At 40.2% G+C, this 13,531-nt stretch carries 6 protein-coding genes; 1 reads left to right on the top strand and 5 read right to left on the bottom strand.

The window, feature by feature from the left end:
• Positions 1–456: 456 nt before the first annotated feature.
• Positions 457–1,314 carry an ETX/MTX2 family pore-forming toxin gene (locus ACQV1I_RS13110; protein WP_438769967.1) on the top strand — a complete coding sequence of 286 codons (858 nt, stop codon included), beginning with the start codon at positions 457–459 and terminating at the stop codon, positions 1,312–1,314.
• A 216-nt stretch (positions 1,315–1,530) separates the two neighbouring features.
• Here ACQV1I_RS13110 and cyoE read toward each other — a convergent pair whose 3' ends face one another.
• The 5 genes from cyoE to ACQV1I_RS13085 all read right to left on the bottom strand — a co-directional run bounded on the left by cyoE (position 1,531) and on the right by ACQV1I_RS13085 (position 13,528).
• Positions 1,531–2,385: a heme o synthase gene (gene cyoE / locus ACQV1I_RS13105; protein ID WP_116334618.1), complete on the bottom strand. Its 855-nt coding sequence runs from the start codon at positions 2,383–2,385 to the stop codon at positions 1,531–1,533.
• A gap of 259 nt (positions 2,386–2,644) precedes the next feature.
• A complete protein-coding gene (locus tag ACQV1I_RS13100) occupies positions 2,645–3,655 on the bottom strand; it encodes a methyltransferase domain-containing protein (protein ID WP_161555099.1) in 1,011 nt (336 codons plus the stop codon).
• A gap of 16 nt (positions 3,656–3,671) precedes the next feature.
• Positions 3,672–7,616 (bottom strand): non-ribosomal peptide synthetase, encoded by a 3,945-nt coding sequence (locus tag ACQV1I_RS13095; protein WP_116334620.1) that lies wholly within the window; start codon positions 7,614–7,616, stop codon positions 3,672–3,674.
• On the bottom strand, positions 7,613–8,851 hold the full coding sequence (locus ACQV1I_RS13090) for a MupA/Atu3671 family FMN-dependent luciferase-like monooxygenase (protein ID WP_116334662.1): 1,239 nt from the start codon (positions 8,849–8,851) through the stop codon (positions 7,613–7,615). The genes ACQV1I_RS13095 and ACQV1I_RS13090 overlap by 4 nt, the downstream gene beginning before the upstream one ends.
• Positions 8,852–8,866: 15 nt before the next feature.
• The gene (locus tag ACQV1I_RS13085) at positions 8,867–13,528 is read right to left on the bottom strand and encodes a type I polyketide synthase (RefSeq protein WP_116334621.1); all 4,662 of its coding nucleotides are present in this window, start codon (positions 13,526–13,528) and stop codon (positions 8,867–8,869) included.
• Positions 13,529–13,531: the final 3 nt, after the last annotated feature.

The following is a 13,531-nucleotide window of genomic DNA, read 5'->3' as shown; positions in this document are numbered from 1 at the left end:
TGACTTACTTTCGTCAACTCTTCGGACTTTATCGTTTGTTCATCCGTATTGATTCCCCCCTAGATGAGCTTGTATGGTTCGCAATCTGGAAGTTAACAAGCTCATCTAGGGCGTTTTAAATTGTACATTTTTATACCATTACTTATAAAAAACAACATTTGTTAAAAATAGTTTTTGCTATAGTGAACAGCTACGTGTCTCTGGTACGATTTACTTGTAAGAAAAACTCTCAATTAACGGAGGATTAAAAAGAATCGTATCAACTTTGGGAATAAGGTGAATAAACTTTAACAACCTTCAAGAGTCTTACATTATTTCAAACCTTCATTTTTCCAAAATAATCTAGTGATATAGAATCGAAAGTATTTGATTTAGAATCATTGCTTTTGAAGCATACAAAAAACGAAATTTCCCTCTCCGCTCTAAGCACTTCTACTGGAACGGTACTAAATCTAGATACTGAAAGCAGATGTAGTCTTTGGTGAGCAAGAAGTCATTGCCGATTCATTAAAGAAAAAAACGAACTTTAAGACAGCGAATGTATTTATAAATGAAGATCCTGAGCCTCAAGCGTTCCCAACGAGAGAAATATCAGAAAATGTATCAGATACTCACTCTAAAATGATTACACAAGGCTTTAAAGCAGGAGCAAGCGTGAAGGCAGGCTTCGACCTAGGTTTTACCAAGGGAGACGTTACACTGAACACTGAGTACAATAAAAGTGATCAGGAAGGCAATACAACAGTCAAATCCAAAACGATTAAGTACCCATCGCAAACCATTACAGCTCCGGCGAAATCCGTAGTAGTATTAGAATATAGTCTAGAAGAGAATAAAGCAAAAGCCTACACGGACGTCAACGCCGTATTAGCAGGAAACTATGAGAAAAAGTACTTCTTTATCCCTGCCCATAGATATATTCCTGATCCGCTTGGTATTGGCATATTGACTGATCTAATAGAAACTGGTGATATTAAACCGGAAAGGGAAAAAACACAGAGGTTTAACTTATATGATGAATTAGCTAATAACGATTTACTTAAAGATGAAGCTCCGGTTACACTAGATGAAAAGAATAAAAAAGTAATTTTAAATGGTAAAATATTAACAGATTCATCTGTATATAGTGATAGATTTGTTATTAAAAAGAAAACATACTCCCTTGAGGAATATGAGCAGCTCCAGAAAAACGGAAAAAGTGGAAGAAGTAAGAGGGATGTTTCTAGCTTAGATGCTTCTAAAAAGGACTTTTCTGCTTTGACTCCGATCGATGAAGAAACATATACCGTTGAAGGCATCGTAACTGAAAAATAAGCTAGTGAAATCAAAAAAGTAATGATCCTCGCTCCCTGCATGTAGTCTCTAAATGTAAAAAGGGCTCATACCCAGTAGCCGTATGAGCCCTTTTTATTACATCTTCTATCCAAGTGTATCCTTTATCTGCGAAATAGCTGTTTTACGTCTACAATGTTATATGTTTGTGTCGCTTGAAAGCCTGTCCCCTTCTCTCCTGCTCTTTCAAAGCCTATACTACCATGTCGTGTTAACAATCATAAGAATAAAAACGATCGATAAATAATTAATAGAGATAAAAAAATTCGTTTTCGCCCAATTTTCATCATCTTTTACATATAGTCCCCTCAGGGTGTGAACCAACCAAATCACTCCACCCAAAACTGAAACTGCCAGGAATATGATACCTACATAGCCATAATAAAACATGAGTATAGCAGCTGGGATCAGCAACAGAACATAGGGAATCATTTGTAATTTCGTACGTTTGATCCCCTTTACGACCGGTAGTAGCGGAAATCCTGCTGCTCGGTACTCTTCTACTCTCCGAATACCAAGCGACCAGAAATGGGCAGGCTGCCAGAAGAATAAAAGAGCAAACAAGAGCCAAGCACCTATGTCAACTTGATTTGTTACTGCACAGTAACCGATTACAGGTGGCATAGCACCAGAAATACCACCGATCGATGTACTCCAGGTCGAGCTTCGCTTTAGCCACATCGTATAAATTACAATATAAACAAACCAGCCAAGAAGGGCCAGCCAACCTGCAACAGCATTAACGAACGTGAATAACAAGCCAGTTCCAAGAATACCGAGCAATATTCCATAGCTGAGAGCAAAGTTAGGCTTTAAGCGATCAGTAGCCATCACGCGGTTTTTCGTCCGTTCCATCTTCTGATCAAGCTCGCGATCCCAGTAATTATTAGTGACGCAGGCCGATGCAATCATAAGCGTAGAGCCTATTAGCACCCAAACCAGATCTACCCAGTCTACCCTCCATTTGGATGCTACCCAAAAACCAGCTACAACCGCAAATACATTAAGCAGAAGGAGCCGTGGTTTTGTCAATGCAATCATATCCTTAAACACGAAGTAAACCTCCTGAAATAAGACAAGGTGTCAAAATTACACCTAAGAATATTTTTAATAACGGAAAATTTCACTAAATTTATACCAATTACAATATCATACATAAAAGTAGTAGTAATTACAACCGAGCCTCTCTTTTGTTCATTATTACGCCACTTGGAATGTAACAATCGGTACAAAAATAATAGGTCTTTTCACAAAAAAATCTTTCCTTATAGCCTAATTGGCTAGTCAGGAAAGATATCTTTTGTCTATAAGCTTAGATTTTTAGTACGTACAGATATGTGCTTGTTGGACCGAACGGGATACACCTTTCGATTGTCAGCCCCGCTTTTTGGAAGGTAAGATCATATTCCTCTTTTGTCGGGATGTCTACATCCATAAATGCATGAACTAACTCAAATCCTACATTAAAAATTGGTAGTCTTTCTTTCAGATAAGAAATAGGTGTTCGTAACGTATCTGAAATTAGGAAATATTTAACTTTCGGAAAAACATTTTGAAGTCTATCAAAGAGAGTTTCTCTAATCTCCACTATATTAAAAAGATCATGCATCATCATAAAACTAGTAACTACCTCTACTTCCTTTAGTAATTCTATATCCTTATGAGATGGGTTCATATCCAAAATGTTTCCATGAAGAAGAGTAATACGGTTAGATAAGCCGTGTTGTTCTACATTTTTTCGAGCCAAACCAATAGCATCAGAGCTGATATCTATACCAATCCCTTGCCTTTCTGGGGAATGTTTTAGCATGTTGATTAATTTTCTTCCATTCCCACAACCGAAATCACAGATAGATTGGAATGGCAAGCTATCCAAAACCTCTGATAATAGGTTTTCTAGTATATTACTATTCATTAAATCTGAACCAAGTGCAACCTTGGCTTCATCTCGGAGCCCAGACCATTCTTGCTCTCCCGTATGCAAGTCCCCTAATCTACGGAGCATATCACCATAGGCACCAACGCTCCAAATGATATATCCAATCTGTTTTCGCATCTCCTCACCAAGTAAAGTTAGCTGAATGAATTCGTCCTGATAGTGGTTGATATAACCTAGGACCTCCCCAACCTGCAATAATGCTTTAAGCCGTCCTATCTCACTTCCCGTCTGAAGAGCAATATCTGCTATTGAAACTTTGCGGTTGCTGACTATGTCGAATAATCCTATTTGGTGAAAAGCATATAATAGATTTGCCCCCAGATAATGGTTAAAAAGCGTTTTGGGATCATGTGATACTTTAGTTTGGTCTAGTACCAAATTCATCTGATCTCCCACCATTTTATTTATTTTGACCTTTCAAAATTGTAGCTATGACTCGTGCGTTTTCGGTCAAATGTGTAGGATCAATAAGCATATTCATATGTTCACCCGATCCTTTGTGCACATAAACCTGATTGATAGTGGAATTTTCCCAAGACTGAATATCGTCTCTTGTAGTCTCATTAGAAGTGATGATATGAATGTTCGCAGACAGAACGCCTTCATTGATCACTTTATTGGTATAGTCGTAGTATTCCTTAATCAGATCGATGTTTTGATCTGCCACGGTGCGAATACTTTCACCCAAATGCTGTGCCATTAGGTTTACTAGTGCCTCTGCTTCTGATTGAATTTTTTCGATATCCAATTGTAAAGCTTCTACTCTTAGGGGAGCATCGACTATGATCAAATCGCTTACAGGTAGACCGTGTTCTTCTAATTTTTTAGCTACTTCAAAAGCCAGGTTACCTCCAGCTGAATACCCCAATACCACATACGGTCCTTCTGATTGAGCTTCTTTTATATAATGTACATACTGCTCAATTCGATCTGCCCCCCTAATAAAATCAAAAGCGTGTAGAATACAACCTGATAATTTTTGATGTAGGGCCTTATAAAGTACACCCTGACCTGTCATTGGTGGGAAACAAATGACTTCCTTTGTATGATCTGTATTGTCACGGAAGGAAATAAATGGTTTCTTTTGCACTAAACCCTTTTCGAGCAATTGAGCCATTTGTCGTACGGTTGGATATTCAAAGACATTTCGCAGCAAAAGTTCAACCTGGAACGTCTCTTTGATTTTGTCCACCAATTCAGCCGTCTTCAAGGAATGGCCACCCAGATCAAAAAAGTTTCCCACAACGCTTACTTGCTTAAGATTAAGCACTTGTCCCCAAATCCTTGCCAACTTACTCTCCCACTCATTCTTTGGAGGTACATACTCAATCATATGTTGTGAGAAGCTCTCCTCGGGTGCTGGTAAAAGATCTCGATTGATTTTACCATTCGTGGTTTTTGGTAGAGAATCCACAAAAATATAATAAGCCGGTACCATATAATCAGGCAGCTTTTGTTGCAAATAGGTGCGTAGTTCCGCGGAAGATATTTCCTGCCCTTCTTCAATCACTATATATGAGACAAGACGATCCTTATTCGTTGTATCGCTATGAACACTCACCTTAGCTTGATTAACGCTAGGGTGTTGAACTAAGACATTTCCAATTTCATCGAGTTCAATCCGATATCCTCTAATTTTTATTTGATTGTCTCGGCGTCCAAGATATTCTATTGTACCATCCACCAAAAAGCGCCCAAGATCTCCTGTTCGATATAAACGTGCAGACTGATCTTGCGCAAATCGATGGTGAACAAATTTGGCCGCTGTTAATTCAGGTTGATTCATATATCCTCTGGCTACTCCGACGCCACCAACATAGATCTCCCCTTTAACCCCAATTGGAACAGGGTTGAGAGAATCATCCAGTATATAAACCTGCATATTGGCAAACGGACGCCCTACTTGACCTGGTAGGCTCTCTTGTGTACATAAATGCACGATACTAATAATAGAGGTCTCCGTTTGACCATAGCCATTATATAGTTTGCGTGGTCCCTTACTCCATTCGGCCATGTCAACTGTGCAAAGCTCACCTGCGCTTAACACCGTCTGCAAGGATTCTGGTAGCTCATCCGGGTTAAGCGTTGCTAGAACAGAAGGTGTAATAAACATAGTCGTAATCTGATTTTCATGTAAAAATGCAAGAAGATTCTTCCCTCCCGCTCTTACATCTGGACTCGTTAGGCATAATGTAGCCCCTGCACATAGAGAGGAAAATATTTCGTGAGCTGACGCATCAAAACTGATAGAAAAAAATTGGATAAGCTTACTATCTGAAGTAATGTCGAATGTGTTAATGGTGTCTTCCGTTATGTTACATAAGCCCTGATGCTCAATCATGACACCTTTTGGGTCTCCAGTAGAGCCAGATGTATAAATAACATAAGCAAGACTGTGAGCATTCGCTTGTGTTGGAGGATTTTGAATATCCTCACATGCAATCGCTTCTTGTTCGCTATCTAGACAAATACACTCCCTTCCTTCCTTGCTCATCAATTCATTTAAATGTTGGCTTGTAAGGACGATTTGAAGACCAGAGTCCTCTAGGATATATCGAACTCTTTCTATTGGATAGATAGGATCAATCGGAATATACGCCCCTCCTGCTTTTAAAATCCCAAGCACACCAACAATCATTTCAATTGAACGTTCCATATACAAACCGACGAGCGTTTCACGTTCTACTCCTCTTTTTTTCAATAGATGAGCCACTTGATTAGCACGTTTGTTTAACTCCTCATAGGTAATGACTTGATCATTATGCTTGAGAGCAATTTGATCTGGTGTTTTCTCCACTTGGGCTTCAAATAATTCATGAATGCATGCATTATCAGAGAATGGCTGATTGGTTTTATTCCAGTCAATAAGTAACTGTCGTTCTTCTCCTTCTGTTAACATAGCCAAATCACTAATAGAGGAATGTGGGTTTTCTAAGATAGCATGAAGCAAGCGATGCCAATGCTCACGCATCCGCTCAATCGTGTCTTTGCGGAACAAATCAGGTGAATATTCAAAAAAACCTTCCAGCCCTTTTTCGGTTTCAGAAAAACCTGCTGTAATATCATACTTTGCTGTTTCAGCATCAATCATTTCGAATTCTACTGTAAGATCTGGCAACTGTAATTTTTCTTCTGGTACATCGACATACACGAATATAGCTTGAACTAACGGGTTGCGACTGACATCCATGGGTACTTTCAATTCATCAATTAATAAACCGATTGGCATATCCTGATGCTTGTATACCGCGAGAGCCGTTTCCCTTACACTATGTAATAATTGGATAAACGTCATATCTTTAGACATTCGAGTGCGGAGTGTACCCATCGTTAGGAAATACCCCATTACATCCTCCATCTCAACTCGGCTACGATTGGCAAGTGGAGTACCAACCAAAATGTCTGATTGACCTGTATATCTATATAAAAGCAATTTAAAGGCAGCAAGTATAATCATGAAAGCAGACGCATTCTCTTTTTGTCCGATCGCTTTTAGGCCATTTAATACTTCGAGTGGTGTTTGAATAAAGCATCTGGCACCACGGTAGGTAATAGCTGGTGGACGAGGAAAATCAGTACTGATATCCAAAACATAATCACAGTCCGCGAGCTGCTCTCTCCAAAATGTTAGTAATTTTTCTTTGGTCTCACCTTCAAAATAATTTCGTTGCCATTCAGCATAATCTGCATATTGGATGGGAAGCTCTGATAGCTGTACGGGTATACCTGTAAGCACCGCCTGATAATGCAAAGATAGTTCTTTGAAAAAAATGGAGAAAGTAATACGGTCGATTACAATATGATGAACAGTCATGACTAACATCGATTCTGAATTGCTTACGTGAAACAGTTTGAAGCGGATCAGCGGACCTTTTTTCAAATCAAAAAGGCGCTGTACCTCTTCTTTCATCTGTCTCTGTACTTCTTCATCCCGAATCTCATCTGGAACAAGACGAAGATCAACCTCTGGAACAGAGATATGGAGTTCTGGTAAGACAATTTGACGTGCTTGTCCATCCACACTGTCAAACACGGTACGCCATGCTTCATGACGCTTAACAATCTCATTGATGCTCTTCTCTAAAGCCCAGTGATGCACAGTGCCTGTTAATTTAGCCGCACCATAAACGTTATAGGTGTGACTTTCTGGATGCATTCGATTGAAGAACCACAAGCGTTCCTGATCATAAGTAAGTGGACTCGCATTCGAGTGCCCACGAGGATTAATCATTTCTTTATTGATACCGATTTTGTTCACGTCTACATTTTTCTTCTTCAATTGCTTTTCTAGTAATTCACGTTGTTTGTCAGAAAGTAAATTAATACGGTCCGTCAAGCTTTTCATAAGGACAGCTCCTTTTGATTAAATGATTTTTTTAGATCAGTCAACATTCTAATGCTATTCATGATCGTCTCGTTATCTATACCGAAGTCAACTAAGCAGGCCACCTCATCCACGCCAATATCAATGAGAGTCTCGATCAGCTTTTTACATTTGTCATAGCTTCCAAATAATGCACTTTCTTGAAAATAAGACTCAAAAGCATGATTTACAATGACATCGAAATCAGAGGCAGACATGGATGAATAATCTGTAAGAATATTCTTCTGTTGTTTCATAAAGGTTTTTAAATATTCCTTCATCGGCTTCTCCACCTTCACCTTGACCTCTTCATCACTTGTTCCTAAGCAAGTATGGAGCATCACAGCTACTTTGCGAGATTCGGGTAAAAAACCACTTTGGGACAAAGTCTTACGATATAAATCAATTTTCGCTTCTAAATCTGCTAAATCTCCACCCGTAATTCCTGTGAGAATATTAGCTCCAATTTGGGCCGCACGCTGATAGGTTTCTGGACTTCCGTTCGTCGCAATCCAAATATCTAGTTCATTTTGCAACGGTCTAGGGAGAGTACGTATTTCGTGAACAATTCCGTTGACATCTGTAAAAGGAATCTGCTCACCAGCCCATAGCCTCTTTACCAATTCTATAGAGTTGAACATCCCGTCTTTTCTAGATTCGTAGTAATCAGTAGCTTGTACAGGGGCAATCAAAAAATCAGCAGGATGCCATCCCGTAGCAAATGCAACTGAAACACGCCCCTTTGAAAGATTGTCCACCACAGACCATTCCTCTACAAAGCGAATTGGGTGATGTAATGGTAGTACTACGCTTCCTGCCCTAAGCTCAATACGTTCTGTAATCGTAGCTAGAGCTGCGCTTAACACCGAAGGATTTGGATATAACCCTCCAAAATCCTCAAAATGTCGTTCTGGTGTCCAAACTGCTGCAAACCCATTCTGATCAGCAAAAGCTGTCGTCTCCAAAAGTAAGGAGTATTTATTCCGATCCTGAGTAGAACCATCACCTGAGAAAAAGAAGAGACTAAATTCCATCTTATCCATATTTCTTTTTCTCTTTGGTACAAAGCTGCTAGAAGCGCCATTTCGATTTTTCGCTTCCTGCTTAGATAATCCCGCAGGAAGAGGAGTTTGGATACCTTTTTGTTTGAGTCGTTGTTCAAGTAAAACCCGTTGTTCAGGAGAAAGTGCTGCTAACCGTTTGTCTAACTCGTTCATCATTTGTTCTCTCCTTTATACCTCGCTAACAAGTTTATGTGATAGTTCCTCTGGTGACATCTTTTCTATTTCACTCAACATACGCTCGATTTCATCCATCTCCTCTTGTCCGATCTGAGACGTCGTTATCGCTTGAGCTAACTCTACAATAGATGGAAATTGGAAAAGAATATCCATCGGAATATCGTTATGGAACGTATTTCGCAAACGTGTAACAAGCTGAATGGATAATAGAGAGTTACCACCTAGTTCAAAAAAGTTAGCCTCAATACTGATTGCAGAAACACCAAATAACTCTTGCCAAATGTCAGCTATTTTCTTCTCCGTCTCATCACGTGGTGCGATATAGGCATCACCTTCTTGATTGTGATTTCGATCAGCACGGTGAGACTGAGCATTTGTTTGTAAGGAATCGTATTGAATCAATTCATGAATCGCAGAATGAATGTCTTGCGTAGAAACAATCACTTGAGAGTAGTCGCTTGTAAGAAGACTGTTCAAGACCTGTGCGCCTTCACTGGCTGTGATTCCGTATTTTTCTTGCAATTGTTCCATATGCATCTGCATTTCTGACGACATCCCTGTCTGACTATGAATCCAATTATCGTTTCTCCACATTCCCCAGTTAATTGCAATAGTAGGAATACCTTTTGCAGTATGATATCTAGCGAATGTATCCAAAAAGACATTTGCTACACAATTGTCCATCTGACCTACACCGCCTGTTAGAGAGAATGTACGCGAGAATAGGAGCATAAATTCAATATTCATTTGACCTATGATCTTTTCAAGGACGAGTGTGCCGTACACCTGCTGTGAAATGTTTTGATAGCAAGAATCTTTACTTTTTAATGGAATGAAACCAGAACCAAGTCGCTCTGCAGCAAAAACGATACCTGCAATCCTTCCCACGTTGTCTTCCGCTAAACGAATCACTTGTCTCATTGCCTCTTCATTTGTCAGATCAGCAGAATAATAAAGTAATTTTTCGCATTTTTGCGTAAGGAGAAGGAGTCTTCTGATTTTGTTCGCAATCTCATCATCTGCATCATGGGCTTGCAGGTAGCTATCCCATTGATCAACTGCTGGAAAACCAGGATCACCTATTAAAACCAGAGAAGCTTTTACTGATTTGGCTATCTCTTCACTTACTGACAACCCTATTTCCTGAGTCACACCTGTAATAAGATATACTCCTTCATCACGGAAAGAAGGCGAATATGTACGGTACTTCTCCTTTGGCAGCCTTATTTGTTCAAATTTTTGAATAAATCGGTGGGTACCGCGAATAGAGACCATAAAATCGGATGTAGCACTTAATATCTCATCAAACACTTGTTTTAGTAATCGATCTGATGTTTTGGAAGACATATCTGTCAGTTGAACGTCAATGCAGCGTGTTTTTATCTGCTGATATTCTTGTGATATAACACGTAGAGGTCCTATTATGGTTGATCGTATAGGAAGATGGATCTCCTCATTGGCTATTTCTTGTAGGTTATTTGAAAGAGCAATGATTTCTATTCTTTGCTGTAATGTATACATTCCTAATTGTTTAGCAATGTACATCATGCTATATAAACCATAATGCTCTAACTGTTCATCTTCCTGTCCTGGTTCTTGTTTGTCTATAGGCTGAATGCTCCACATGTGAACGATTTTGTCTGGCATAAAATCGTGCATATCCAATGTTGTAAACAGCTCATGATAAGATTCTTCACTTCTGATATCGATGGTATAAGCGTTCTCTCCAATTTTAGAAAACTCTCGCCCAGGAACCACAGTCACTACTTTAAACCCAAGCTTTTCAGCGTGCTCTCCTACTCGTTTCCCTAGCCCTTGCTCGTCTTGAAAAATCAACCATCTTTGATTTATATCAAAGGTTTCCGCGTCCTCGATAGACCAAGCTCTGCTCGATTGATTCCACACCGGAATATAGAACCAATCAGCCATATCCCTTCTCTTTTGATCCAATGTATCGAATTGATTACTTGTTGGTTTCTCCTTTTTCTCTAGGAAGTAGGTCTTTCTTTCAAAAGGATAGGTTGGAAGATGAATACGACGAGCATTTTCATGATTCCCTAAAGCATAACGATTCATCTCTACTCCATGGCACCACAAGTACCCCACCGCTAATCGTATACTAGCCACATCCGATTGTTCCTTTTTCGCAGATGGCAACGTAGTGATGGTAAATGATTGTTGAGCCTGTTGTGCTTCTCTATGCTGACGAACGAGAGAGACAAGCGACTGGCCCGGTCCTACTTCAACAAAAATACAATTGGGCTCCTCCATCAGAGTGCGAACTCCTGTAGAGAAGTGAACGGTTTCTCGAAGATGTCTTTGCCAATAAAGAGGGTCTGTTGCTTGCGCAGAGGTAATTTTTTCACCAGTATTGTTAGAAATATATGGAATTAGCGGTTCGTGGAAGGTCATATTCTGTAACGATTCATAAAACTCTCCTAACATTGGCTCCATCATCATCGAATGGTAAGCGTGAGAGGTAATCAACCGTTTATAAGTAATATCCTTTGCTTCCATCAATTGCTCTACGCTAAGAATATCTTCATATGTACCCGCAATGACAGTAGATATCGGACTATTCACAGCTGCTACACAAAGCTCCCCACCATGTTCTTGCAATAATTCACGTGCCTGTAATTCTCCTAGTGCTACCGCTAGCATTGCACCTTTATCCATCTTTTGCATCAAGCTACCTCGTTTTGAAACCATGCACAGAGCGTCTTCCAATGACATTACGCTGGCAAGGCAAGCTGCGACGTACTCACCTATGCTGTGACCGATCATAGCATGTGGACGAACACCCCATGATTCCAGCAATTTGGCTAAAGCGTATTCGATGATAAAAAGGGCTGGTTGGGCATAGATCGTTTGGTTTAATTGCTCTTTAGCTTGTTCTTCCAGCTCCTCAATTGGATACATCAGCTCACGAATATCAATACCAATGTGGTTCTTTACTCGCTCAGCACAATAATCCACTTGTTCTCTAAATATTCTCTCAGTCTCATATAGGTCTCGCCCCATATTCACATACTGTGAGCCTTGACCGGAAAACATGAATACAATAAAGGGGCTTGGGAGCGTTCTTCCTTCTACGATCAGCTCCTTTGGGCTACCCTGATAGTGAACGGAAGGAATATACTCGTCTCGTAAAGTCATTTTCGCGGATGTAGTATCACGAGCAATCACAGCACTTCGATGGGAAAATTCTTTTCTTCCTGCTTGTAGCGTATATGCTACATCCCCTAGATTTACTTCTGGATTTTTGTCCAAAAAATCTGCTAGATTTGCTTTTGCCTGATGAAGAGCAGTCTGTGTCTTGGAAGAAAGAGGTAATACTTTCCACTCGGTAGGTGCATCCTCTTCTCTCTTAGCATACACAGGCGCCTCTTCTAGGATCACATGTACATTTGTGCCTCCTATACCAAACGAGCTAACTCCTGCACGACGAGGATGATCACCTGTCTTCCACTCTGTAAGCTTAGTGTTTACATAAAAGGGACTTTGTTCAAAGTCGATCTGCCGATTCGATTCAGAAAAATGAAGGCTTGGAGGAATTTGTTTATTTGAAAGTGCCAGCACTGTTTTAATTAAACCCGTCACTCCAGATGCATTATCAAGATGTCCGATATTGGTTTTTACAGACCCAACCGCACAAAAGCCTGTCTTGGTCGTATGCTCAGAGTATGCTTCTGTCAGTGCCGCTATTTCAATCGGGTCTCCAAGTATTGTTCCTGTTCCATGTGCCTCTATGTAACTAATCGTTTCTGGATTAACATCAGCAATGGTAAGAGCATCTTTGATTACCTCTGCTTGATAAGTAATGCTTGGAGCAGTATAGCCCACTTTCTGCTTACCATCATTATTAATAGCTGTTCCCTTCACGACTGCGAGGATATGATCATTGTCAGCCAAAGCGTCCTCTAATCGTTTAAGCAAGACAACTCCAACCCCATTGCCGATTACTGTTCCTTGTGCTTTAGAATCAAAGGCACGACAATGACCATCTGGAGACAAAATACTGCCTTCTTGAAATTCGTGATTATTGCTTTGATCTGCCTTAACGGATACTCCACCAGCCAACGCCATGTCACATTCGTATGTCAACAAGCTTTGGCATGCCATATGTACGCTTACCAAGGAACTGGAGCATGCTGTCTGCACCGCTATACTAGGGCCTGTTAAGTCTAGCTTGTATGATACACGCGTGGAAAGAAAATCAGGTTGTGTACCAAGCATGATCTGAAAGCCTCCAAGGGCATCTACAATTTCGGGGTGACTATGTACATGGTCTAAATACCCGGATTGCCCACTGCCTGCATAAACCGCAATTCTCCCACTATATTTCGCCGGATCATATCCTGCCTGTTCCAAGGCCTCATAAGCAGTTTCGAGGAACAAGCGTTGTTGAGGGTCTGTGACTTCTGCTTCCCGTGGAGTCATTTCAAAAAATGCTGCATCGAATTCGGCCATATTTTCCAAAATTGCTATTGCTGGGATCTTTTTTTCACTTTTTGGCTTAAAGAAATGAATTGATTCTTTCCCTTGGCGAAGGTTATGCCAAAACTCTTCTATATTTCTAGCACCTGGAAATCTCCCTGACATACCGATAATGGCAACTGAGGATTGCATATCCTCGCTTATCAACTCATGCATCTT

This window comes from Brevibacillus sp. JB24b (assembly GCF_051713385.1).
Taxonomy (GTDB): domain Bacteria; phylum Bacillota; class Bacilli; order Brevibacillales; family Brevibacillaceae; genus Brevibacillus_B; species Brevibacillus_B laterosporus.
This window is presented reverse-complemented; position numbering and strand designations above follow the sequence as displayed.

Bases quoted from the DNA above. Each gene is read 5' to 3' on its own strand.
- ACQV1I_RS13100 (WP_161555099.1), bottom strand. From the start codon at position 3,655: ATGAATTTGGTACTAGACCAAACTAAAGTATCACATGATCCCAAAACG.
- ACQV1I_RS13095 (WP_116334620.1), bottom strand. From the start codon at position 7,616: ATGAAAAGCTTGACGGACCGTATTAATTTACTTTCTGACAAACAACGT.
- ACQV1I_RS13090 (WP_116334662.1), bottom strand. From the start codon at position 8,851: ATGAACGAGTTAGACAAACGGTTAGCAGCACTTTCTCCTGAACAACGG.
- ACQV1I_RS13085 (WP_116334621.1), bottom strand. From the start codon at position 13,528: ATGCATGAGTTGATAAGCGAGGATATGCAATCCTCAGTTGCCATTATC.